Annotated in this window: 19 protein-coding genes; 8 read left to right on the forward strand and 11 right to left on the reverse strand. The window is 37.7% G+C overall.

Features of this window, described 5'->3' with window-relative positions:
• The first annotated feature begins 5 nt into the window (after positions 1-5).
• On the forward strand, positions 6-365 hold the full coding sequence (locus FW768_RS04650) for a DUF4180 domain-containing protein (RefSeq protein WP_153393029.1): 360 nt from the start codon (positions 6-8) through the stop codon (positions 363-365).
• A 67-nt stretch (positions 366-432) separates the two neighbouring features.
• Positions 433-1,689: a hypothetical protein gene (locus tag FW768_RS04655; RefSeq protein ID WP_153393032.1), complete on the forward strand. Its 1,257-nt coding sequence runs from the start codon at positions 433-435 to the stop codon at positions 1,687-1,689.
• Positions 1,690-2,020: 331 nt separating this feature from the next.
• On the opposite strand, the gene FW768_RS04660 is transcribed toward FW768_RS04655, so the two are convergent.
• The 7 genes from FW768_RS04660 to FW768_RS04690 all read right to left on the reverse strand — a co-directional run bounded on the left by FW768_RS04660 (position 2,021) and on the right by FW768_RS04690 (position 10,708).
• Positions 2,021-2,989, reverse strand: a complete 969-nt coding sequence (locus FW768_RS04660; protein ID WP_153393035.1) for an NAD-dependent epimerase/dehydratase family protein — start codon at positions 2,987-2,989, stop codon at positions 2,021-2,023.
• Positions 2,986-3,771: an SDR family NAD(P)-dependent oxidoreductase gene (locus FW768_RS04665; RefSeq protein ID WP_153393038.1), complete on the reverse strand. Its 786-nt coding sequence runs from the start codon at positions 3,769-3,771 to the stop codon at positions 2,986-2,988. The genes FW768_RS04660 and FW768_RS04665 overlap by 4 nt, the downstream gene beginning before the upstream one ends.
• Positions 3,772-3,915: 144 nt before the next feature.
• On the reverse strand, positions 3,916-5,022 hold the full coding sequence (locus tag FW768_RS04670; RefSeq protein ID WP_153393041.1) for a helix-turn-helix domain-containing protein: 1,107 nt from the start codon (positions 5,020-5,022) through the stop codon (positions 3,916-3,918).
• Positions 5,023-5,053: 31 nt separating this feature from the next.
• A complete protein-coding gene (locus FW768_RS04675) occupies positions 5,054-5,695 on the reverse strand; it encodes a rhomboid family intramembrane serine protease (RefSeq protein WP_153393044.1) in 642 nt (213 codons plus the stop codon).
• A 13-nt stretch (positions 5,696-5,708) separates the two neighbouring features.
• Complete coding sequence (locus FW768_RS04680) at positions 5,709-8,297, reverse strand: DNA gyrase/topoisomerase IV subunit A (protein WP_153393047.1); 2,589 nt, start codon at positions 8,295-8,297, stop codon at positions 5,709-5,711.
• Positions 8,298-8,305: 8 nt separating this feature from the next.
• Positions 8,306-8,782 carry a hypothetical protein gene (locus FW768_RS04685; RefSeq protein ID WP_153393050.1) on the reverse strand — a complete coding sequence of 159 codons (477 nt, stop codon included), beginning with the start codon at positions 8,780-8,782 and terminating at the stop codon, positions 8,306-8,308.
• Positions 8,783-8,821: 39 nt separating this feature from the next.
• Positions 8,822-10,708 carry a DNA topoisomerase IV subunit B gene (locus tag FW768_RS04690; RefSeq protein WP_153393053.1) on the reverse strand — a complete coding sequence of 629 codons (1,887 nt, stop codon included), beginning with the start codon at positions 10,706-10,708 and terminating at the stop codon, positions 8,822-8,824.
• 221 nt (positions 10,709-10,929) lie between these two features.
• Between FW768_RS04690 and FW768_RS04695 the strand changes: the two genes are divergently transcribed.
• The 5 genes from FW768_RS04695 (at position 10,930) to FW768_RS04715 (ending at position 19,008) form a co-directional block, all read left to right on the forward strand.
• On the forward strand, positions 10,930-13,770 hold the full coding sequence (locus tag FW768_RS04695) for a sensor histidine kinase (RefSeq protein WP_153393056.1): 2,841 nt from the start codon (positions 10,930-10,932) through the stop codon (positions 13,768-13,770).
• Entirely contained in the window at positions 13,745-14,470 is a 726-nt protein-coding gene (locus FW768_RS04700; RefSeq protein WP_153393059.1) for a LytR/AlgR family response regulator transcription factor, read from the forward strand. Before FW768_RS04695 ends, FW768_RS04700 begins: the two co-directional genes overlap by 26 nt.
• Before the next feature lie 110 nt (positions 14,471-14,580).
• Positions 14,581-14,781 (forward strand): hypothetical protein, encoded by a 201-nt coding sequence (locus FW768_RS04705; RefSeq protein WP_153393062.1) that lies wholly within the window; start codon positions 14,581-14,583, stop codon positions 14,779-14,781.
• Positions 14,782-14,856: 75 nt separating this feature from the next.
• A complete protein-coding gene (locus tag FW768_RS04710; protein WP_153393065.1) occupies positions 14,857-17,601 on the forward strand; it encodes a T9SS type A sorting domain-containing protein in 2,745 nt (914 codons plus the stop codon).
• Between the two features lie 246 nt (positions 17,602-17,847).
• Positions 17,848-19,008 (forward strand): methionine aminotransferase, encoded by a 1,161-nt coding sequence (locus FW768_RS04715; RefSeq protein ID WP_153393068.1) that lies wholly within the window; start codon positions 17,848-17,850, stop codon positions 19,006-19,008.
• On the opposite strand, the gene cls is transcribed toward FW768_RS04715, so the two are convergent.
• The 3 genes from cls to FW768_RS04730 form a co-directional block, all read right to left on the reverse strand.
• Complete coding sequence (gene cls / locus FW768_RS04720; RefSeq protein WP_153393071.1) at positions 19,001-20,467, reverse strand: cardiolipin synthase; 1,467 nt, start codon at positions 20,465-20,467, stop codon at positions 19,001-19,003. The genes FW768_RS04715 and cls overlap by 8 nt on opposite strands.
• 344 nt (positions 20,468-20,811) lie before the next feature.
• Complete coding sequence (locus FW768_RS04725) at positions 20,812-21,576, reverse strand: SDR family NAD(P)-dependent oxidoreductase (protein WP_153393074.1); 765 nt, start codon at positions 21,574-21,576, stop codon at positions 20,812-20,814.
• Between the two features lie 85 nt (positions 21,577-21,661).
• Positions 21,662-22,600 (reverse strand): helix-turn-helix domain-containing protein, encoded by a 939-nt coding sequence (locus FW768_RS04730; RefSeq protein WP_153393077.1) that lies wholly within the window; start codon positions 22,598-22,600, stop codon positions 21,662-21,664.
• A gap of 143 nt (positions 22,601-22,743) precedes the next feature.
• Between FW768_RS04730 and FW768_RS04735 the strand changes: the two genes are divergently transcribed.
• Complete coding sequence (locus tag FW768_RS04735) at positions 22,744-22,947, forward strand: hypothetical protein (protein ID WP_153393080.1); 204 nt, start codon at positions 22,744-22,746, stop codon at positions 22,945-22,947.
• 331 nt (positions 22,948-23,278) lie between these two features.
• Here FW768_RS04735 and FW768_RS04740 read toward each other — a convergent pair whose 3' ends face one another.
• Positions 23,279-24,358 (reverse strand): hypothetical protein, encoded by a 1,080-nt coding sequence (locus FW768_RS04740; RefSeq protein ID WP_153393082.1) that lies wholly within the window; start codon positions 24,356-24,358, stop codon positions 23,279-23,281.
• Positions 24,359-24,374: the final 16 nt, after the last annotated feature.

Raw genomic sequence — 24,374 nt, forward strand, 5'->3', positions numbered from 1 at the left:
GCACCATGAAAATCATTGCCCATTCAATCCGTTCTGTAAAAATTGCAGAAATAATTGCAGATGAAATCCTTATCAGGTCGGCCGAAGATGGTCTGGATCTTCTCGGGGACATTTATTACCAGGGCTTTGACAAGGTTATTATCTATGAAAAGAATATCACGCCTGATTTTTTTGACCTTAAAACCAAAATTGCAGGCGAAATTCTTCAGAAGTTCTCCAATTACCGGATGGGACTTGCCATTGTAGGAGATTTCAGCCGATATGAAAGTAAAAGTATCAGGGATTTTATCTTTGAAAGCAACAAAACCAAGCATATCAACTTTGCAGAAACTATTGAGGATGCTCTTAAAAGACTATCTGAATAACAAAATTACAGGATCGGAAAATAATTTGTCCGAATCTCTCGTTATTGGGAAAACTAAACCATCTATAATGCTGAAAAAAATAAGTTTATTATCAGGAAGCCTTCTATGTTCTTTTTTCTCCGCACAGGAATTTACCCAATATAAAAATGGCCTGATCTACAGTGAAAACGCGATGAACAAGCTTGGGAAAGTTGTCGACTCGCTCAATTTAAAATATAAAACCTGCGATCTGACTAAAGTTTTTTATTCCCAGCTGCAGACTATCGGATATGCTGTAAAAATGGATACAGGAAATGTATCAGAGGCCAAAAAAGATATGGACCTGAATATTCCTATTGAGGATTTCATCAGAAAATATCCGGAAGCGGTCATTGAAAAAGACCTTTTAATCATAAAATCAAAAGAAAAAGATGATGAGCGGAATGATATTATTCGGATCAGGGAAATTCCTGTCAATGGTTATTATGCGACGAGTATAGGGTTCAATTATACAAAAGAGCTGTATAATGGACCCTCAAAAAATAAATGGGCTTATAATTATTGGGAAAAAAGCTCAAATTCTGATGAACAGATTTACGGTTTTTTCTTTCCCGAAAACTTTAAAAGTATTCCTCTGGCTCCTAAATATTCCCGGCAGATTATCTATTCTGAATGTTTAATTGACCCTTCTGTTTCCAAATTCAAAGAAGATGCAAAAAGTGAAAGATTTGGTGTATCTTTTCCTAAAGGAGACTTGAAAAAACTTTCAAAACAGGAAAAAGAAAAATTGCTGGACGAATTAAGGTCAATAGAATTAATTGGCAACTGCAGCCAGGATTCGGCACCGAGAATGCAGGGAGTATATATGGCCCTTTTATCCGCAGAAACAGCCAATTGGGAAGTGTTTCTCAAATCGCATCTTGATATTGTGAATGACCGTTTTGAAAGGGTCTCCGATTCCGGATACGCCAGAGAAAGAAGAGGAACTTATATAAAAGAACTGGAATCCCTTAATATCAACGTACCTGATCTTTTGTTTGGAATAACATTCAGAATAGAAAACCCTGTAAACAATCATTATTTTGGAGATGTTTCAAGATTAGGAAAAGCTGTTTCAGAATCAAAAGATGTGGAACTGTTTCTCTCACAGCTTTTGTCCATGATTAGCGATAAAAACCTCGATGACTATAATAGAATTGCTGCCTATTTTTTCTATTTAAACTGTAATTACTCCATCAAAAGTAAAAGAGAAAGAAAGATCAACTCGATGAAACTGATAGAAGCTATAAAAAGGCTTCCAAAATATTTAACGGATCAGATTAAAATTGAAAGTATTCAGGTTTAAAAGAAAAGGCAAAATAAGAGCCTGTATTAAAGTTTTATCAGAACAGCATATTAATACAATATAATTATCAGGTCGCTCCTACGGAGCTCACCTTAGATCATGTATAAATTCTATGAACAGAGTACTCCTAAGGAGCACTTAAAAAGTTCAAATAACATCATATTTTTTTACAGAAATTTATAAATTGATCATCAATTATAACACTTAATATAAGTCTGATTTTCTTATCCCGAATTGAGGCTGACTGAGATAAAAATTTGAATGTTATACAAAAAATCAAATTAGAAATTTTCACAGGCTCTAAATGATTTGATAATAAATTTCTATCTCATCACTTATTTTTCTTTTCAAAAAAACGTACCGCATCTTCCACAGCCTGATCTACAGTCTGATAATGAACTCCCAGTTCCTCAGCAGATTTTCTGTTGGAGTAGAAATTATTGATCCGCAATGCTTTCATATTGGGAGAGCTGAGGCTGGTTCTGATCTTCAGTTTTCGAAGGCCGTCTCCCAGATAACCAAGAAATGCAAGTCCCGAATCAGGGATAGGAATCATTACAGGATTCCGGTTGGTCACCTGGTTTACTTTTTTGAAAAAGTCTTTATAGCTCAGGTTTTCTCCGGCCAGTAAATACTTTTCCCCATTTCGTCCATTTTCAAAGGCTTTTATAACCCCGTTGGCGGCATCTTCTGCGTGTACAAAATTTTTGCCTCCTTTTGGATAGAAGACCATTTTTTTATTCAGAGCCCAGAAGATAATTTTTCCGGAACTGGGCTTGTGGTCATACGCTCCGATCATAAAAGTAGGATTCACAATGATAATCTTTGTCGTCCTGTTCTGCTGAAGAAGATAATTTTCGGTTTCCAGCTTACTTTTGGCGTAGAACGAACGGGTAAAAGGATAGCGTTGTGGTGCTTTTTCACTCCCCCACACTTCTGTGCTGCCATATCCTAAAGTATTGGCTGTACTCACAAACAAAAACGTCCCTACTCCGGCTGCATCCGCCTGTGAAAACAGATGAATCGTTACATCGTAATTTATTTTTCTGTATTCTTCATAATACAGCAGATCCTGAGCGGTTTCTGCGGCCATATGAATCATTGTATCTACTTCCTGCAGATGTCCTGAAATATCTGAAAACAAATCTCCTTCTACAAACCTGAGGTTTTCATTTTCTTCACCCAGCCAGCTGCTTTTCTTGCGCACCAGAGCAATAACAAAATAACCATATTCTAATAATTTTATAACGGTATTAGTTCCCAGAAGCCCTGTGGCTCCGGTTACAAAAACTTTTTTCATGCTTCGATTTCTTTTTTGATGGCACTGGTCATCAGGGGAAGCTTAATCCAGATCGGAAGGATTTTCATCATCAGCCAGCTAATTGGATTAACCATAATAACGGAATCTTTTTTAAAGAGCTGACGAATACAGTAAGCGGCCACTTTATCAGGATCCAGCAAAGTAAGCCTGCCTAAAAAACCTTGTTTTTCAATTCTCCGGCGCACATCAATATTGGTTTTCATGGCCCCGGGATTTACCACGCTTACACATACATTGGTATCTTTCAGTTCTTCGTGCAGTCCTCTGGAAAAAGAATGAATAAAGGTTTTTGAGGCCGGATATACAGTTTTAAAGCCAATCGGAGAGAACGCAGCCATACTGGATACGTTTAAAATATAGGCTTTGGGCTGTTTCAAGAGATTGGGAAGCAGCTGGTGTGTAATCAGGGAAGTTGCAGCAACGTTTACCTGAAGAATGGTATTGATATAATCCGGAGTGGCATCAATAAATTTTTTGGTCCCTCCCAGTCCTGCGTTATTGATCAGGATATGAATCTCGAAAGAAGTATTCAGCCAGTCTGTAAGCTTCATAACATTCTCGTTCACGGAGAGATCTACTTCATAATAATGAACCTTTATCCGGTAAACTTCTTCCAGCTCTTTGGAAAGTTCTTTTAAATGCTGCCCCGGCAGACTTACCAGAATAAGATTGATCTTATTTTTTGCCAGGTTTTCAGCAAACGATTTTCCAAGTCCCTGACTTGCTCCTGTAACCACCGCATATGATTCTTTGGTATCCATAACACAAAATTTATGGTACAAAGCTATTCCGGAATCTGTGCTGAAATGTTCAGGATTATCTGCGTGAACCTATTTTAAAGCACAAATAAACACAGATTCAAACAATTAAAAATCAACACATTAAACAAACAAGAACGTAAGACTTTATAAATCCGAACCATTTTTATATTCAGAAGGGGTCTGATTGGTCAGTTTTTTAAAGGTGGTATTAAAAGAAGTTTTGGAATTGAAGCCAGCTTCGTAAGCAATACCCAGAATCGATAATTTACTGTCTGCCTCTTTCAGAAGTTTTTTAGCATACTCAATACGGTATTCATTCACATACTGGAAAAAGTTTTTCCCAAATCCTGTATTGATCACATAAGAAAGCTGATGGGTGGATACTGAGAGAAGTTCAGAAAGTTTAATCAGGTTCAGTTCACTGTTGAGATAAGGTTTCTTTTTGTTCATAACCTCTTCAAGAAGCCCTTTGATCTTCAGCAGCTCTTCATCTGGAATCAGTTTTCGTTTGATTTCCTCTTCATCGGAATCATTGTTGATTGAGATCAGTTCTTCGCGCTGTTTTTCTTCTACAGGATAGATTTCCTTCTGCTTCAGGGAATAATAGCCTACAAAATAAATAACGAGCAGAAAGGCCCCGTTGATGAAGAAATTCAGGGAGACGGAATTATAAGACAGATTGTAAACTACATAAATAATGTTGATCACAAAAATGATCAGAATAATATATTCCAGCCAGTTCAGGTTGATTCCTTCTGTATTCGCAGAGAACTGCTGTATTCTTTTCTGGTGCTTTCTGATGGTAACATAAGACAGACCTGTATAAAATAACGCCTGAAAGAGAATCAGCCCAATAAAAACAAACTGAAAAAAAGAGCTGTTATCAACACCTAAGCGTGGCAGCAGAAGATTAATCAGAAAAATGACAGGAAGAATAGAATACTTAAGGTCTGTTACTTTAAATTTAAAAGAAGGATTGGTGAAGAACAAAACACTGAAGTAAAACATAATCGGGGTAAGAAACTGTACGACCTGAACAGAAAGGATGGAATGAATTTCCACCGGAACATCTTTCACCAGCGTTAACACCTCATCGAGCCAGAAACTCGACCACAAAAAGAGAAATATTCCGAACCAGAAATTGGCTTTCCGGTTTACTTTTAACGGATTGGACAGCTTCAGCAGAGACAACAAAACCAATGAGCCATAGATTAAGACAACGATGAAACGGTTTAATTCTGATGTGCTCATTGGTTTTGATATTTTAATCAAAGATAGCTTTTTATCTTATTTTTTTCCTTACAAAGATCTGGTAAGACAGATAAATCAATGGAAGCGACATGGCTCCCAGATAAAGCATATTTTCCACAGCCAGCTGCGGATGCACTGCCACGGCGTATACAAGTCCAAAAAATGCTCCTCCGAGGTGGGCGGCATGGCCCAGATTGTCCCATTGTTTAGGATTCAGCATCATGTAAACGGAGTATCCAAAATACAAAGTTCCGAATATCCAACCCGGAAGAAAGTTCACCTCAATAACGTTCGGGGCCATTGCTATAGCGGCAAAAATAATTCCGGAAACAGCTCCTGATGCTCCGATAGCGGAATACCACGGCTGATTTTTATAGATCAACAGGCTGAACAGGTTTCCAAGGATCATAGAACCGAAATAAATGATCAGAAAGCCTATATCTCCAAAAAAATGGGTTACGGCAGCCTGAAAGAAATACAGTGAAAGCATATTGAAGAACAGGTGCATAAAATCTGCATGCAGAAATGCTGAGCTGATCAATCTTATATATTCCTTACGGTTTTCAATGGCTGCCACATTGAATTTATATTTCTCAAATAAAGCAACATCATTGAAGCCTCTGTAGCTGAACAAACAGGTTGCGGCAATAATGACCAGAACTGGTATACTCATAATTTTTTAATTCTTAATTTTCAGATTCACCGTCCTGGAACAAATCTCCAATAACCCCTCCGTCTTCATCCACAATCCCGTCTCCGGTTTCAGGTTCTTCATACACTTCAGGTTCTTCTTCAGGAGGTTCAGGAATGGTAATATTAATGGCTTTTACTTTAAATTTTGTAAACTGGTTTCCGATGGCTTTTATTCCTTTTACAGCAATAAACTCATCGATATTAATCATTTCAGGATCTCGGTCTTTGCCTTTGTCTTTGGCAAAAATGATCTCAGCTGAAGCTCCATCCGCTACAATTACATTCTCGATAAAGGATTTGGAATGTTCAGACGGCATAAAGGTCTGTACATTCACTGTATTTTCCAGCAGGAATCTTTTGATGAAATAAATATCTTTTTCTCCATCATAATAGATGCAGGTTACCGGCTGCTGCGGCTTCCATTTTTCCAGAACCAGATATTCGTCATCAAAACGGTTACCAAGATCGAAAGAGACCAATTTTACTTCACCGTTGGTGTTAATTGTAAGAATTCGGTCATCACCTTTGAAGCTCCCCAGCAGGGTTCCTCTTCCATCGGCATTCAGTCTTCTCACTGTATCATCAAACCAGATTCGTCGTGGAGCCAGTGTAGAAACGCCTTCTTCTTTCATATCAACCTTCTTTACGGAGTATTTCGTCACCAGATTTCCTTTGGAATCTCTTCCTTTAATGGCAAGATCAGAGAAATCAATCTCCATTTTATTCTTTCTGATTCTTGGATTTGGTTTCAGCAATACAGTCACTGTTTCAGCTTCACCGTTAGGATTGGCTGAGAAATACAGGACTTCCGAACCTTTTTTATCAGAAGCCAGCGGATAATCCGTATTTCGTGTTACCGCAGTAACAAAGAAACGTTTCATATAATACGGTCCTTCTTTTCCTTCACGGTAAATCATGTTGTACACGGTACGCTTATCATTTTTCTTCCAGACTGCAACGTGCAGAATATCTTTTCCGATAAAGGTTTTGGCTTCCACTTTTACCACTTTCATGCTTCCGTCTTTCCTGAATGTAATGATATCATCAATATCTGAACAGTCGAACATGTATTGATCTTTTCGAAGGGATGTTCCGATAAAGCCTTCTTCAAAATTGGCATAGAATTTTTCATTGGCTACGGCTACTTTTGTTGCATCAATGGTATCGAAAATTCTAAGCTCTGTTTTTCTCTGCCTGTCTTTTCCGTATTTCTTCTGAATGTTCAGATAATAATCAATAGCATAAGCAATCAGGTTGCCAAGATTGAATTTAACCTGCTCTATTTTACCTTCAAGGGCGGCTATATTTTCTTTAAATTTATCTAAATCGAATCTTGAAATTCTCTTGATTCTGATCTCAGTAAGTTTTACAATATCTTCTTCTGTTACTGCTCTTAAAAGGTGCTTGGTATGAGGTTTCAATCCTTCATCAATGGTTTTCAGTACTTCATCCCAGCTTTTTACCTCTTCAATATCGTGGTAAATTCTGTTTTCGATGAAAATTCTTTCCAGAGAAGAGAAATGCCAGCTTTCCTGAAGCTCATGAAGTTCTATTTCAAGTTCTTTTTTAAGAAGCGAAACGGTGTGCTCCGTGTTCATTCTCAGGATCTCTGAAACATTCAGGAACATTGGTTTATCCCCAACAATCACGCAGGCGTTCGGAGAAATCGTTACCTGACAGTCTGTAAATGCATACAGGGCATCAATTGTTTTATCCGGTGAAACATCGTTATGAAGATGGATAAGAATCTCGACTGCATCTGAGGTGTTATCTTCAATCTTTTTGATTTTGATTTTCCCTTTTTCATTGGCTTTCAGGATAGAATCAATCAGGTCACTCGTCGTTTTGGAAAACGGCAGCTCGGAGATAACCAGAGTATGCTTATCCGTCTGGGTAATTCTGGCTCTGGCTCTTACTTTTCCGCCTCTGTGCCCGTCATTATACTCTGAAACATCCAGATAACCCGCCGTCAGAAAGTCAGGAAACAGTTCAAATTTCTTTCCTTTCAAGTGAGCTACAGATGCGGCAATCAGTTCATTGAAATTATGCGGAAGGATCTTTGTGGAAAGCCCTACTCCAATTCCTTCTACTCCCTGAGCCAGAAGTAACGGGAATTTTACGGGAAGGTCTATGGGTTCATTATTTCTCCCGTCATAAGACTTTGCCCATTCTGTTGTCTTAGGGTTGAAGACCACTTCCAGTGCAAAAGGGGTCAGCCTGGCTTCAATATACCTCGCTGCTGCCGCAGAATCTCCCGTATAGATATTTCCCCAGTTCCCCTGGGTATCGATCAGGAGTTCCTTCTGCCCGATCTGCACCATGGCATCGGTAATGGAGGCATCACCGTGAGGGTGATACTTCATGGTGTTTCCTACGATATTGGCCACTTTATTGTAGCGCCCGTCTTCCAGCTCCCTCATAGAGTGCATGATCCTTCTCTGTACCGGCTTCAGACCGTCAAATACTGAAGGGATGGCTCTATCAAGGATTACATAGGAAGCATAATCCAGAAACCAGTCTTTATAAAGTCCGGAGACTTTCTTTAAGCTCTCGCCCTCATGGGAGAATTCTTCTGTCGTCATCTGTTATTTTAATCGTTTTTCTCTTTATTGGTTTTTACTACTTTATTCAGAGAGAGTTTTAAATCGTTTACTTCTTTTCTGGTTAAATATGAGATATCATATTTAAGCATGGTAGAACCGTTATTCTTACTGGTAATCTTTACGTATAATCTTTTGAGGAAGAAAATACTCACGATCTCATATTCTATCAGTTTATATTTTGGAAATTCATCATGAAGAGGCTTATCCAAAAAAGGAATGATATTCCTGTTTTTAAAGTTCAGCGCTTCGCCGTCGCTGTCATATTCAAAAATCTGCCTTCCGTTCAGATAAAACACTCCCAGGATTAGAATGGGAACGATCAGCAATAGATAGCTTATCTTTCCTACAGCCTGAAATCTGTATTCATTTAATAAAAATGCAGTGATTCCAAATACGACCATCATCAGCAGCAATGTGTTTACAAAATTATAAACAGATGCTTTGTTGCGGTTGCTTAGTCTCATTTTGGTATTTTGGTGTTTGGTGTCTTTGGTTGTCAGCTTTTAGCTGGTTGCTGCTTCGTCTAAGATTTCTTTTTTATCAATATCAGTGTCTTCTACTACCAGATTTTCAAGGATGAATACCTGTCTGTCCGGAGTATTTTTTCCCATATAGAATTCCAGCAGCTGCTCTATGGTCTGGTCTTTACCTACGACTACAGGTTCCAGGCGGATATCTTTTCCGATGAAGTGCTTAAATTCATCAGGAGAGATTTCACCAAGTCCCTTGAATCGGGTAATTTCAGGATTTTTGCCTAATTCGTTCAGAGCTTTTATCCTTTCCGCTTCTGAGTAGCAGTATCTTGTTTCTTTTTTGTTTCTTACTCTGAAAAGTGGGGTTTGCAGAATGTAGAGGTGTCCGTTTTTGATTAGATCCGGGAAGAATTGCAGGAAGAATGTAATCATCAGCAGACGGATGTGCATTCCATCCACATCGGCATCGGTTGCAATAATTACCTGGTTGTATCTTAAGTCTTCCAGGCTTTCTTCAATATTTAGAGCCGCCTGAAGAAGATTGAACTCTTCATTTTCGTATACTACTTTTTTGGTCAGGCCATAGCAGTTCAATGGTTTTCCTTTAAGAGAAAATACCGCCTGGGTTTCTACATCTCTTGATTTTGTGATGGATCCGGATGCAGAGTCTCCCTCTGTAATAAATATCTGGGTATCTCCTTTTCTTTCAGCCTTCTGATCGTTATAATGCTGTCTGCAGTCTCTCAGTTTTTTGTTGTGTAAAGATACTTTTTTAGCTCTTTCTCTTGCTAGTTTCTGAATTCCGGAAAGTTCTTTTCTTTCTCTTTCGGAGATGAGGATCTTTCTTTGGATCGCTTCTGCAATCTCAGGGTTTTTATGAAGGAAATTATCAAGCTTGCTTTTCAGGAAATCAATGATAAAAGTTCTTACGGTTGGCCCGTTTGGTCCCATATCATTAGATCCTAGCTTTGTTTTGGTCTGTGATTCAAATACCGGTTCTTCTACATTGATGGAGATAGCCGCAATAATGGATTTTCTGATATCTGAAGCATCAAAACTTTTATTGAAGAACTCACGGATTGTTTTTACATAGGCTTCACGGAAGGCATTAAGATGCGTTCCCCCCTGTGTGGTATTCTGTCCGTTTACGAAAGAAAAATAGGTCTCTGTCTGGGATTTATCAGAATGGGTAATGGCCAGCTCTATATCATTGTCTTTCAAATGAACGATAGGATATAGAATTTCGCTTTCCAGTTCTTCTTCAAGTAAGTCTTTAAGTCCGTTTTCAGAATAATAGGTTTCTCCGTTGAAAAGAATTTTCAGTCCGGGATTCAGATACGCATAATTGCGCAGCATTCTCTCGATATATTCTTTTCTGTATTTGAAATGAAGGAAGATATCTCCATCAGGAATGAAGGAAATTTCGGTTCCGTTTCGGTCCGAAGTCTCTTTTTCATCATAGTTTTCTTTGATGAGACCTCTGGAAAATTCAGCCATCTTCATTTTTCCGTCACGGAAAGATCTTACCCGGAAGTAATCTGAAAGGGCATTAACGGCTTTAGTACCTACCCCGTTCAGACCTACAGATTTTTTGAAGGCTTTACTGTCGTACTTTCCTCCCGTATTCATTTTAGAAACGGCATCTACTACCTTTCCCAGGGGAATTCCACGGCCAAAGTCACGGATCGTAACTTTTCCGTCATCCAGTTTTATTTCAATTCTTTTCCCTGATTTCATTCTGAACTCATCAATAGAGTTGTCCAGAATTTCTTTTAGGAGGATATAAATACCGTCATCAGCGGAGGAACCGTCCCCCAGTTTCCCGATGTACATTCCGGGACGCAAACGGATGTGTTCCTGCCAATCGAGGGTTCTGATATTATCTTCTGAGTAGGTTGGATTTATTTCTTGTGACATATATGATTTCAGCAAACATACAAAAGTACGAAATTGTCTAAAATTATCCGAATTTTTTCAAGCTGATTTTTTGAATATTCAACCCTAAACCTTGTGTTTATTAACTTATCATATTATATATTTACATTATTATTCAACATCGCGTGATAAAAAGATTTATTTTTTGCTTTTATTTTATTTTTCCGGCGGTCCTGATTTTATTTTCAGCACAGATTCCCGGGATGGTAAACTATACTGAAGAAGATGGGTTAGAGAGCTCTTACACCTATCATCTAAGGCAGGATAAAAATGGTTTTATCTGGATTGGCAGTGATAACGGGTTGTTCAGATTTGACGGGAAAGAGTTCAAACAATACGGGAAAAAAGAGGGATTAAAAAACGTTGACATCATTTCCTGTGAACCTCTTCCCAATGGCGAGGTTTTCATCCTCCCCTTTCTGAATGACTTTGCTTATTTAAAAAATGGCAAGATGATCAATCTGAATATCAATGATTATATAAAAAATCAGTTTTCAGGTACTATCCCAAAAATCACCCGTGACGGAAACAGGCTTTATTTATATGGATATACTAATCCTCAGAATATTTTTATTTATGAAAATGGGAAAGTAAAAAGAATCCCCATTCCTTTGGACTATACACGAACATTTGGAACTGTAAAATTTGACTTTCAAACTCACAATCTCTATTTGCATGATGGCCTAAAAACTGAAATTCTGGTGTACAATATCGTCAGCGGAAAAAAAAGGACTATAAAAGCAGATAAGGCAGGTCTGATTTGTGAAAAAGATAATTTCCTGGTTTTTAATAACAAAGGAAAGATTGATATTTACCAGCAGTCCGATCCGTTTCATCTCAAGAAAATCCTGTCTTATGATACAAAAGAAAAAATATTCTATGGTGTTATTGATAAAAACAACAAGCTTTGGCTCAATCTTCAAAACGGCGGGGTTCTTTACTTCAACCAATCTTTACTTGACAATAAAAAAAATCTGCCACCACCTGTAAAAATATTAAACAATTATGTCATCAATAATGTCCTGGTAGATAAGGATGATAATGTATGGTTCAATTCCAGAAACAACGGTGTTTTTTTTATCACAAAATCTCTTTTTACCAACCATATCAATTTATTGGTAAAAAACAACTCCGAATATATTAAGGCTATCGCGAAAGATAATGATAGGATTATCTTGGGATACAACAGTTCTTACGGGGCCATTATTGATAAGAATGGCAAAATACAGGATATGACGCTGGATAAGGATAATAAGGATGAGAATAGATCAGTCTATATCAACCATAATACCGCTATTTTTGGACTTTCAATTAAAATTATCATTCATAATTTTTCTAAAAACACCAATAAACAGCTATTCTATAATATAAAAAATATTGTCCCCTATACGTCTGACTCTGTATTTTTCTGTACGGCTAATGATCTGATGGTGTATAATTTAAAAAATGAAAAATTAACTACCCTTTTCAGTGAACGTACCTATACGGTTCTGCCTTACGATAAAGATAATTTATTCGTCGGCAGTTTCAGCGATCTGTATAAATTCAATATCAAAACGAAAAAAAAGACCTCATTTTTAAAAGGGTATTATTTTTCAGATCTCAAAAAATTACGGGAAAACACTTATCTGGGCGCTACCAACCTCAACGGGATTATTATTTTCAATGATAAAGGGATTATAAGAAAGATTGAAAAAAGCAACGGGCTGATTAATGACCAGGTCAAGAAAATAGAAATAGAAAATGAAAATACATTCTGGGCAAGCACCAATTCCGGGATCTCCAGAATTGAATTAACAGAAAACAATCTCCGAATCAATAACTTTACCCAAACCGATGGTCTTCCGTCTAATGCGGTTGCCGGTTCTGTTATAAAAAATGATACCATTTTTATTGGCACCTCCAAAGGATTGGGAATATTCCCGATAAAAAAATTATTGGCTCAGGAGAAATCCATTCATAAAAAGGTCATTATCAATTCTGTAACCATTGAAGATAATGAATATCACAATCCAAAGGAAAACCTGACTGCCCATACCAATAATACGGTCATTTTCAACCTCAGTTTTCTTGATTATGCCTCCCAGGGAAAGATAAGCTATAAATATAAGATTGAAGGGCTTAATGACACCTGGCAAATAAGTAATTCCTCAAAACTCATATTCAGCTCTATACCTCCTGGAGATTATGTCCTGCGGGTTTACGGGTTAGGCTATAATGGAAAGCAGTCTTATGCTTCTACAGATTTTGCTTTTAAAATCAAACCCGAATTCTGGCAGACCTGGTGGTTTAAACTATTGCTGGCCGCCATCGTCACAATTATTCTATCTGCTCTGATTAATTCTTATCTGCAGAAAAAACGTAATAAAAAGCTGGAAAAATTCTATCATGAGAAGAAAATTGCACAACTTGAACTGCAGGCTATTAAAGCGCAGATCAACCCGCATTTTATTTATAACTGCCTGAATTCCATTAAGTATCTGCTGTTTAAAGAAGATTATGAGGAAACTGAAAATTATCTGGATATATTTTCCCAGCTGATCAGGAAAACACTTCATTATTCTGAAAAAACCTTCATGCCTATCCGCGAGGAAGTAGAATATCTCTCTCTATATATGGATATGGAGAAGCTTCGCCAAAACGAACTTTTCGATTATGAAATCCATCTGTCCGAAGGGGTAAACACAAACTGGGTGATTCCTTCACTGCTCATTCAGCCTTTTGTAGAAAATGCGATCAAGCATGGGATTTCCGGTTTAAGATCTGAAAAAGGTTTCATCAGGGTATCTTTTGATCATACGGATTCTACCCTCTGCATAACGATTGAAGATAATGGCCGGGGAATCCAGTCTAAAAACGAATCTTCCGCCGATGAAAATTCCTTTGGATTAAAATTATCAAAAAAAAGAATCCAGACTTTTAAACAGCTTTTTGAAACCAATATTATCCTGGAAGTCATTAATCTTTCTGAAAAATACGGAAAGCAGGGCACCCAGATAAAACTTTACATTACGCCTTATGAAAACACAAATTTGCATCATTGATGACGAAAAACACGGTAGAGATTATGTCTCCCTGTTATTAAAAAAAGAATTCCCGGAAATCCAGATCAGTTTTGAGGCCTCCAGTGTGGAAGAAGCTTACATTTATCTTACCAAAAATTCACCGGATATTTTATTTCTTGATATCCGGCTGAGTGACGGTACTGCTTTCGATCTGTTATCTAAATTTAAAGAAATTACCTCTCAGATTATTTTCATTACCGCTTTTGAAAATTTTGCCATTCAGGCCATTAAAAACGGAGCCACAGACTATCTTCTGAAACCTATTAAAAAAATTGATTTTATTATTGCGGTTAATAAAGCTCTTGACAATATAAAAAAAATGCAGCCTGCCCAAAATACAGTGCTTCAGGATCATAAAATCATCCTCTCTACTCTGCAGGGATTCAAAATAGTGGATATTTCCGATATCGTCCACTGTGAGGCCGATTCAAGCTATACAACCTTTCATCTCGCCAATAAAATTAAAATCATGGTATCTAAGACCCTGCATGAGTTTGAGGCGGTTCTTCTGGAGCATAATTTTTTCAGAATTCATCACAAGCATCTTATTAATATTGCCCATCTGCAGGAATACATTAAAGGCCGGGGCGGACAGGTGGTGATGAGCGACTGCTCCGTACTGGATGTCTCATACCGCAGAAAAAATGATTTCCTTTACAGAATAGGAAAAACGGACTAGTCTTATTTTACGACGCACTTACTTGCTCATCCGTCGCACTTATTAGTTATAAATACTTTTTCAACGGAGTCTTTTCTATTTTAGTCATACTAATCAATAAAAATATTATTATGAAAAAAATAACGGAAAAGGCTCTGAAAAAAAGTCTGATGAATTCCATTAAAGGCTGTAATGGCAGTATTACACCTGGTAATCCGGCCTATACTCCACCAGTTACTCCGATTGTAACACCCGCATATCCTATCAACAGTACGTATTATACACCACCTAATAATGGTCTTCCCAATAACGGCTGGGAGGTTCCGAAATAAAAAAGCAGATCTCGTTCCCCGGTTTGAGATCTGTTTTTTAGTAACATACCATATCAACCACTTAAAAATAAAAACATGAAAACAAAACTTATTCTTTTTAATAAGAGTATTGCCCTGATTCTATTCATATTTTGGGGTAATACTCTATCGGCTCAGGAAGCCCTGCTCAACCCTACAGCAACAGTTTATGATGGATTAAGTGATAATATAAGCACTTTTGAATGTCCTGCTTTCAGTATCGCGGAAACTTATGAGGAATATAATCAGCAGGAATCGGGAGCAGAACTTTTTGCCAAAAGATTTGATACTGATATCACAACATTGAATTCAGGGAAGTGGGAAAAACTAAATGACCTGCATGTATGGCGGTACAGAATCACCTCAAAAGATGCCTATTCTATGATGCTTATATTTAAAAATATGCGTCTTCCGGAGGAGAGCAGCCTTTTCCTTTATAATGAGGATATGAGCTATGTTGTAGGTCCAGTAACTCATACTTATAATACAGAAAGTGGTATATATCCTACTGAACTGATCCCAGGAAGCAGTATTATTGTAGAATTGGTTATTAAAGGAAGCAGCTATCAGGAAAACAATTCTTATTTTACCATTGGTAGTGTATCCCATGATTTCTTAGATGTATTTGAGCTGGCAAGCGGAACTGCAGCCCCTGGAAAAATTCTGAAATGCCATAATGATATTAACTGCAGCGCTGGCAATGAATGGCAAACGCATAAAAGAGCTGTTGCTCTGGTTACTATAGGAGGGCAAGGGCTTTGTTCAGGTTCCCTGATTAATAATACAGCCTTTAACGGACGATCTCTTTTCCTTTCCGCTACGCATTGCTACGGATTATTTAACAGCCCGGAGAATAGTGTTTTTTATTTCAATCATGAAAAAGAAGAATGTAATGGCAGTAACCGGGATTACAGAAAGAATGATGATGTCATCAAAATATCAGGAGCCAGTCTGATAAGCTCCAATAATTACGCCGATATGCTTCTTCTTCAACTAAACGACAGAATGCCCTCTTCTTACAGACCTTATTTCCCTGGATGGGACAGATCTGAAGATAATCCTAAAAAAGGTGCTGTTATTCATCATCCTAAGGGAAATCCTAAAAAAATAACGTTGGATAATGATATTATAGCACCTAATACTTCTCCCGTATTAGCCTGGTACGCTGGTACTATGTGGGAATCATGGCCTGATAGCGGTACCATAGAAGGAGGTTCATCAGGGTCTCCCTTGTTTAATCAGAATGGAAGGATCGTAGGCCACACAACAGCAACCAAAATTAACGGATATGACTATGGTTTTTTTGGTGAACGGAAACCTATATATGTATGTCCGCCTAATAATATTTCTCACTTCGGCCGTTTATCTGCATCCTGGAATTATGCAGGGGCATCCAACCAAAGCCTTAAAGATCATTTAGACCCCAATAATACCAATCAAATGTCTATACAAGGGCTTATTCCTGCCGGATGGAGACATCATAAATTTCCGACCAATCTAAATAGCAGAAAAATGCAAAGCGGTGACTACGATGGTGTACACGTAGGATTGGGCAACCAGATATTCTACAGAGCTCTTAGCGGTCAGGTTCAGATGTATTACTGGACTTCTAACGGCTGGCAGCACGCTACTATTCAGCCTAATAATTCATATTCAAATCTGGTTGGTGGTGATATTGCCGTAGGTTTAGGAAACCAGATCTTTTACCGCAGTATGAATGGTAATGTACAAACAATGTACTGGGCGAATAATTCCTGGCAGCATGGTGTTGTAGGAGGTGCTGTTCACTCTGCACCGCACAGTCTGGCACTGGGCGAAAACAATAGTGTCTATTATCGGGGAACGAACGATAAATTGTACATTTTATACTGGAGTAATAATGCATGGCATTCTGGTGACATTTCGGGATCTGTCAGCAACAACACTAAAATTGCAGGAGATGTGGTTGTGGGCAACGGTGCTCAGATATTTTACAGAGGCGGGGACGGAAAGCTGCAAATGTATTACTGGGGTAATAACGCATGGGTACATGCCTATGTAGACCCGGCCGGAAGCAATGCTTCTTCTTCTTATAACATACAAAATGCAGCAGGAGCAATAAGTATTGATAAAGACAATAATAATACGATTTATTACCGTGGAACCGATAACAATATGCACAGGTATTACTGGAACAATACATCTTGGCAGCATCAATGGTTAGGGGGCAACAATGATGCTAAAGTATATGGGGACATTACTGCCGGAGAAGGAAACCAGATTTTCTACCGTGGTATTGATGCAAAAATGCACCTGTATTATCTGGGCAGTAATAATACATGGGTACATGACTGGATTGAAACCAGCCTGCAAACTCCAAATGCCCATAATGTAGCAGGTTCAATAGGCAAAGGCCCCGGAAACGTCTTATTCTACAGAGGAAATAACGGATTTATGCAGCATTATTTCTGGAATGGTGCACAGATGTTGAAAAGCAGTAAAGAGAATGAATATTTCGGCATGGATAAAACCCCTCCAAGCCCTACCATACCTAAAGAAATTCCTGCCAGTATCTTTTCAACAATGACGCCTAATCCGGCAAAAGATCATATTATATTAACAACTGACTGTAAATCTCAAACTACGATTGCTATTACCATTACAGATATGCTTGGAAAAACAGCCATGAATTCTTCCCATAAAGCAGACTCTGGAAAAAACACCATTACTCTGGATATTAATAAACTGAATACAGGTGTTTATTTCGTGAAAGTACAAGACACTCAGGGAGCATCTGCTGTACACAAACTAATTAAAGAATAATGAATGAAATGTATCCCGAAATTTAAGTAAGTTTAATTCTTTCAAAATAGATAATACGGAACTTAAAACCTGTAAAAAAGCACAAGACATCATAAAGTTCCGATATAAAACAGTAGAGATCTTAGAATTTCTACTGTTTTTTTATTTAGCTCGACATAAAAATTCTGCAAATCCCGGAAACGTTCAATTTTTTCATGTTGTCAATCTAAATATTTCATTAAATTCGATTTCAATAAAAATCGTTTTATGATACAACTTCCTTTATCAAAGCTTTCCAATGTAGGAACTACTATTTTCAGCCAGATGACTCAATTGGCCAATGAAAATGAAGCCATTAATCTGTCTCAGGGATTTCCGGATTTTATGCCGGATTCTGAACTGCTGGATCATGTAGATTATTTTGTTAAAAAAGGCTTTAATCAATACGCCCCGTTGGGAGGAATGCCGGTATTGAAGGAAGAAATTGCCAGAAAAATAGAGAACAGCCATCGAGCCGTTTATCATCCGGATTCCGAAATAACCGTTACCGCAGGTGGTACGCAGGCTATTTTTACAGCCATTGCTGCTTTTGTGAAAAAAGATGATGAAGTGATCATTTTTGAACCGGCTTATGATTGTTATGAACCAACAGTAGAACTTTTTGGTGGCATTGTCAAACGTTTTGAAATGAAAGCTACGGATTATGAAATCGACTGGGCAGCTGTAAAAGGACTGGTAAGTGAAAAAACTAAAATGATTATTCTGAATAACCCGAATAATCCTTCAGGAAAGATTTTAAAGGAAAAAGATCTGCAGGAACTTATCCAACTCGTAAAAGGAACTTCCATTCTTATTTTGAGTGATGAAGTATATGAAAATATTGTTTTTGACGGGAAACAGCATTTAAGCATCTGCCAATATCCTGAACTTAAAGAAAGAAGCCTTTTGGTAGCTTCATTCGGAAAGCTTTTCCATGTTACAGGGTGGAAAACTGGTTATTGTGCCGCTCCCAAAAACCTGACTGATGAGTTCAGAAAAGTACACCAGTTCAATGTTTTCTGTGTAAATACTCCCATCCAGCTGGCATTGGCAGAATACATGAAAAATGATGAACATTATCTTCACCTGAACGCGTTTTTCCAGGAAAAAAGAGATTTTTTGCGAAAGGGACTGGCCGGAACTTCTTTTAAGCTTCTCGACTGTGAAGGCACTTATTTTCAGGCGGTAAAATACGATGCCATTTCAGATCAGAATGATTTTGATTTTGCCAGCGAGCTTACCATCCGTCATAAAGTAGCCAGTGTTCCTTTTTCATCGTTCTATCAGAATAAGAGAAATGACCACGTAATCCGACTGTGTTTTGCAAAAAAACAGGAAACCCTAGAAAAAGCGATTGAACACCTTTCAAAAGTAAAGCCTTTTATATAAGCGGAGAAAGCAGCCTTGCCAGATGTTCAAAGAAGACTTTATATTTAGGTCTTTTTCGCCATGTATCTAGAAAAATCTCTTCACAGTCATTCATATCTTCGAGAAAAATGCTGTGAAGTTTTTCGTTGATCTTGTAATCAAATACCAATGCATTGACTTCAAAATTCAGTTCCTGGCTTCTGACATCCATATTAGCTGTTCCAATGCTTGAAAAATTATCATCGATAAGCATGGTTTTGGCGTGAATAAACCCTTTTTTATAAAAGAAAACCCGGACATTATTCTCTAAAAGTTCCTCGTAATAGGAATAAGCCGCTGCATTCACAATGACGGAATCTCCTGACTTCGGAACCATCAGCCTTACATCCAGACCGGAAACAGCTGCCTGTTTAATGGCATCCAGCACTGTTTCTACCGGAATGAAATAAGGAGTAACCATATAGATTCTTTTTTTGGCCGCGAGAATGGCCGAATGGGTGCTCAGCATAATGGAAGGCTTAGTATCCGGCCCGCTGGCTGCTGTCTGTACCAATGAACTGCCTCCGCCAATGGTTTTATAATCAAAATAATCCTGTGAAATTTCCGGAAACTTTTCCGTGGCAAAAGTCCAGCTGCTTAAAAACAGAAACTGGAAGTAAAAAGCTGCTTCTCCTTTGATGTACAGATGTATATCCCGCCAATACTGTTTAGGATTGGGATTGATGTATTTATCTGACACGTTGATTCCCCCTGTAAAGACTTCAGATCCGTCCACAATAATGATTTTCCTATGGTCTCTGTAGTTCACCCTGTTGGCCAGAATTCTGAAGGTAATTTTATTTACCGGAGATACTTCCACACCACCTTCTTTAAGTCTTTTTAATAGTTTCTTCCCTATCTTTCCGCTTCCCATATCATCATAAAGAAAACGCACTTTTAAACCTTCTCCTGCTTTTTTTATCAGAAGATCAGCAAGCCTGTTCCCTACTTCATCGTTATCATAAATATAGTATTCAAGATGGATATGATGCCTGGCTCTTCCAAGCACCTCAAACACTTTGGCAAACTTTTCCTCTCCGTTTACCAGTACTTCGGTGTGATTTCCCTGCGATAACGGAGAACGGGCAGCGTGATACAGAAAGTTAACCGTTGTGATAAAGTTCCAGACTTCTTCTTTATGTTCTTCAAGTGTTTTGTCATGGGTCTTTTGAATATATCCGGCCACTGTACGGTATACCTGTTCATTCCGTTCTATTTTAAAGGTGTAAAATTTATTTTTCCTGTAATTGACTCCAAATACAAAGTAGATAATAATTCCTGCTACAGGCAGAAAGATGATGAGCATGAGATAAGCCAGCGTTTTGCTGGTCGTTCGTGTATCCATAATGATCTTACCGGCAAGAAAGACCGTTCCCAAAAGATATAAGACTTCAAGCCCAAGCAGGATATAGGGAAACTGATCAAAGAATTCTTTAAACATCTGAGTGCTGTTAAGATTATGATATTAAAGATAGGGAAAAAAGAAAAGGTAAATTAGCATATACTAAAGCTGTTTAAACTTTTTTATTAAACCACGGAGGTACAAAAGATTTATTTTAAATACTTTAGTGATTTTTTAAGTTTAAATACTTTGCGCATAAAAGTTCACATAAGCTCTTTAAAAATCTACGATTTTTATTCTTTTGAGAACCTTATCATATCTAATATCTATGCAAATAGCTTTTGTCTTTTGTGGTTAAGCTTCAAACGAGTTTGCTTATAAAAAAAGAACCAATTTCATTCAATTGGTTCTTTTTTTATTGTAATATCGTGTTCGGAAATAGTCTATAAAAACATTCCTCCTGAAGCTTCAATTCTTTGTCCGTTGATCCAGCCAGCGTCTTCTGTACACAGGAAGGCCACTATTCCACCGATATCATCCGGAAGACCAGCTCTGCCTAATGCTGTTATACTGGAGATCGTGGAATTGACTGCTTTATCATCTCTGGTTCTTCCACCGCCAAAATCGGTTTCTATAGCGCCTGGTGCAATAACGTTAGCCTTAATTCTTCTTGGTCCCAATTCTTTAGCCATATATTTCGTCAGCATTTCCACACCTGCTTTCATCGAGCCGTAAATGGATGATCCGGGTAGGGCAAATCTTGCCAGTCCTGAAGAAATATTGATAATTCCTCCACCGTCATTCATGAATGGAAGCATTTTCTGGGTCAGGAAAAAGACCCCTTTAAAATGGATATCAACCATATCATCCAGCTGCTCTTCGGCTACTTCCATAATCGGAGCATACAGAGCTGTTCCTGCATTGTTAACCAGAAAATCTATTTTCGGGCTTCCTGTTTCCTGTTCAAGATGTTCTGTTATCTGCTTTACAAAAGCTGCAAAACTTTTCACATCTCTGGTATCCAGTTGAAAAGCTATAGCGTTCTGTCCCAAGGCTTTTATTTCATTAACGACTGTTTCCGCTTCTTCTTTACTGTTTTTATAAGTAATGATCACATCAAGTCCTTTTTGGGCGATTTTAAGAGCTGCGTTTTTACCAAGTCCGCGGCTTCCTCCTGTTACTAAAGCTATTTTTGTTTTTGCTGTCATTTTGTTTGATTTTAATAATACAAAGTTGGATTATTTCCGGGCAGGAATGTTTGCCCGAATCAATCTGAAATTTGCAAAATTCAAATTATAAGCGAAACTGAAGCGGAGTAAAGGATGTTTTTCTTTTAAAAAAGTTTGAAAAGTGGGCAATTTCCTCAAAACCGAGCGCATAGGAAATTTCAGACACATTCCATTGGGTCTGCCGAAGCATGATCTTGGCCTCCTGAATAAGGCGGTCTGCAATAAATTCTGTGGTGGTTTTCCCTGTATTTTCTTTTAATTTCTTATTCAGATAGTTTACATGTATAGCCAATCTGTCGGCATAGTCTTTTGCTGTTTTCAGCTGTAGCCGCTGTTCTGAAGATTCAATCGGGAATTGTCTTTCCAGAAGTTCTATAAATAGAGAAACTATCCGTAATGAAGCATCATTAGCTGTTGAAAGCGTAGCTGCCGGCTGCAATTTCTGTCCGTAATGAATCAATTCAAGTACATAATTCCTGATGAGATCATACTTAAAGATGTACTCGGAATCTATTTCCTTTTTAATCTTTGTGAATAAAATTTCAATTTCATCTGCCAGCTCATCCTCTATTTCAAACAATGGTACGTTTCCGGGCTGGAATATCGGCAGGTCTTCCAAAGAAAACATGGATTGGGATTTAACAAAAAAATCTTCTGTAAATACACAAAAACTTCCGGATTGATCGGGATCCTGGGGAACCCAATGGTAAGGAACTTTAGGCGTAGCGAATAATAAGGCATTCTTTTCTATAGGAATGATCTTATCTGCATACTCGGCCCTGTTTTTACCTCTGATTAAACTAATTTTGTAATATTTCCGCCTGTTATAAGGCATTTCTGAGGTTGTTTTTGTCCTTTCTATGGTCTGCCGGATATCAAATACATTAAAATGTCCGATGTCTTTATGAAGGCCCTTCGGGAAAATACTTTCGAGATCTTTTCCTAGCTTGGCGGTCATCTCTTTATAGAAATCTTCAAGTGATGCGTGGGATATTTTTTCCATTTCAGACAATTTGTACAATTCAAATATACGAAACTGCTCAGAATGGAAATTCATAAAAAAAACATTTTTTTATCCACACAAAGTGATATATTTCATTTATTTTTTCTACATTCGTTATAACTAATACACTAAAAATCAAAACAATGAAAAAGCAAACCTTATCCAATGCAAAGAAGCTTAGCAAAAAGCAATTGAGAACTATCGCCGGAGGACTTCTTAACTGTATGGAACCGATATTGTGTACTAACCCACCGTGTGATCCGCCTTCTGACCCTAACGGATGTACCATGTATTCTCCTAAATGTGCACAAAGAGAGTGCAGAGTACCGATTGAGATCATTCCATAATTTTAATACAACGGGTTATGAAAGATTTCAAAAACGGCAGAAAACTAAATAAAAAAGAGCTAAGAACGGTTTCTGGCGGATTGATGAGGTGCCTTAATCTGGATACACGAAGATGTAGAACTACCGGAGTTACATGTGCAGAACCTGAATGCAGATATGTACCGGATCCGTTATATCCATAATATAATTTTAAATGATCACTTATAAAAAAACGTATCTGAATTTCCGGATACGTTTTTTTAAGTTACTTGAAATCAAATCATCTTAAAAAAGCTAAAAGCGACTTTTATGACTTTCCCTCTTCCAACTCCCAGCTTCAAGCTTGTATCAATCAGACCACTATACCTCCTACCCATTGTATTTCCCATTTTCCATTTTTGTATTCTGCCGAATAATCATTAGAAGAGCTGCTTCCGAATTCGTAAATATAGAATATGTCGGGATTTTTTGCATTCTTCTGTATTTTGGAAATGCCTCCGTCAGTGATATCCGTTATCCTTGTATAAGCAGTCTGCTTTCTTTTATCTTCTGAGATAAATAGTACCCTGAATCCCGGATTAACCTGATGAAAATAATCACAGCCACTTTCATATACCAGAAAAGAATAATTCCTTTTGTCCTGATTTTCTTCTCCATAACCATTATTTAGGAGCAGCAATTCATAAAGTTGGGTAAATTTATTTTTATCGGACTTATACATAGGATTCATATCTTCAAAATCATTAATGCCGTCTCCGTCTGTATCTTTATTATCCGAATTCAGACCTAAACTTTTCTCAAAAATATCGTTATAACCATCCTTATCTGTATCCTTCATTAAATCCTTCAGCTTTATTTTGAATAATTTCCCGTCTTCCTGCGCCGAATAATCATCATATCCCGGAAGTCCCGGCACTTTAATGATTTTCACCAGACTGCCTTCTATCTGAAGGTATTCTTCCTGAATAATAGGCTGTTCCTGAATTTTATTGAAATAGTAATGACTAAAACTAAGACCCAAAAAGTAAGCTGAAGGCTTATTATTTTCTATCTTTAATAACCAATACCCTAAATTATTTCTGGCCAGGGCATAAAGCACATTTCCTACCTTCTGTTGAGCAGTATACCAGAATTGTTTGGAAAACTTCTCATCAAACACTTTAAAATCAGTTTCTTTTCTTTTGAAGTTCTCTTCATATTCCTTATCGTAAGTATGGTCTGCTATGCTGTCTTTTTTAAAATCCCGGTATTTTGTCAGGTTTATAATTTCAAGGTAAGCGGGTTTTTCATTAAGGATCTGCTGTACTGTATAGGGTTTCTGCTCTTCGTATGGACCATAAAGCTCGTCTTTACTGGCAACAAAACAGTTCTCTTCAGCAGATTTTGAACACGAAAAAAGCAGGGCAAGGACTGCAAAATATAAAATTTTCATAGTTAAAGTTTGCTAC

The organism is Chryseobacterium vaccae (genome assembly GCF_009602705.1).
GTDB lineage: Bacteria > Bacteroidota > Bacteroidia > Flavobacteriales > Weeksellaceae > Chryseobacterium > Chryseobacterium vaccae.

Excerpts from the sequence above, each read along its gene's own strand:
- FW768_RS04650 (WP_153393029.1), top strand. The coding sequence starts at position 6 with ATGAAAATCATTGCCCATTCAATCCGTTCTGTAAAAATTGCAGAAATA.
- FW768_RS04655 (WP_153393032.1), top strand. The coding sequence starts at position 433 with ATGCTGAAAAAAATAAGTTTATTATCAGGAAGCCTTCTATGTTCTTTT.
- FW768_RS04660 (WP_153393035.1), bottom strand. The coding sequence starts at position 2,989 with ATGAAAAAAGTTTTTGTAACCGGAGCCACAGGGCTTCTGGGAACTAAT.
- FW768_RS04665 (WP_153393038.1), bottom strand. The coding sequence starts at position 3,771 with ATGGATACCAAAGAATCATATGCGGTGGTTACAGGAGCAAGTCAGGGA.
- FW768_RS04670 (WP_153393041.1), bottom strand. The coding sequence starts at position 5,022 with ATGAGCACATCAGAATTAAACCGTTTCATCGTTGTCTTAATCTATGGC.
- FW768_RS04675 (WP_153393044.1), bottom strand. The coding sequence starts at position 5,695 with ATGAGTATACCAGTTCTGGTCATTATTGCCGCAACCTGTTTGTTCAGC.
- FW768_RS04680 (WP_153393047.1), bottom strand. The coding sequence starts at position 8,297 with ATGACGACAGAAGAATTCTCCCATGAGGGCGAGAGCTTAAAGAAAGTC.
- FW768_RS04685 (WP_153393050.1), bottom strand. The coding sequence starts at position 8,782 with ATGAGACTAAGCAACCGCAACAAAGCATCTGTTTATAATTTTGTAAAC.
- FW768_RS04690 (WP_153393053.1), bottom strand. The coding sequence starts at position 10,708 with ATGTCACAAGAAATAAATCCAACCTACTCAGAAGATAATATCAGAACC.
- FW768_RS04695 (WP_153393056.1), top strand. The coding sequence starts at position 10,930 with ATGGTAAACTATACTGAAGAAGATGGGTTAGAGAGCTCTTACACCTAT.
- FW768_RS04700 (WP_153393059.1), top strand. The coding sequence starts at position 13,745 with ATGAAAACACAAATTTGCATCATTGATGACGAAAAACACGGTAGAGAT.
- FW768_RS04705 (WP_153393062.1), top strand. The coding sequence starts at position 14,581 with ATGAAAAAAATAACGGAAAAGGCTCTGAAAAAAAGTCTGATGAATTCC.
- FW768_RS04710 (WP_153393065.1), top strand. The coding sequence starts at position 14,857 with ATGAAAACAAAACTTATTCTTTTTAATAAGAGTATTGCCCTGATTCTA.
- FW768_RS04715 (WP_153393068.1), top strand. The coding sequence starts at position 17,848 with ATGATACAACTTCCTTTATCAAAGCTTTCCAATGTAGGAACTACTATT.
- cls (WP_153393071.1), bottom strand. The coding sequence starts at position 20,467 with ATGTTTAAAGAATTCTTTGATCAGTTTCCCTATATCCTGCTTGGGCTT.
- FW768_RS04725 (WP_153393074.1), bottom strand. The coding sequence starts at position 21,576 with ATGACAGCAAAAACAAAAATAGCTTTAGTAACAGGAGGAAGCCGCGGA.
- FW768_RS04730 (WP_153393077.1), bottom strand. The coding sequence starts at position 22,600 with ATGGAAAAAATATCCCACGCATCACTTGAAGATTTCTATAAAGAGATG.
- FW768_RS04735 (WP_153393080.1), top strand. The coding sequence starts at position 22,744 with ATGAAAAAGCAAACCTTATCCAATGCAAAGAAGCTTAGCAAAAAGCAA.
- FW768_RS04740 (WP_153393082.1), bottom strand. The coding sequence starts at position 24,358 with ATGAAAATTTTATATTTTGCAGTCCTTGCCCTGCTTTTTTCGTGTTCA.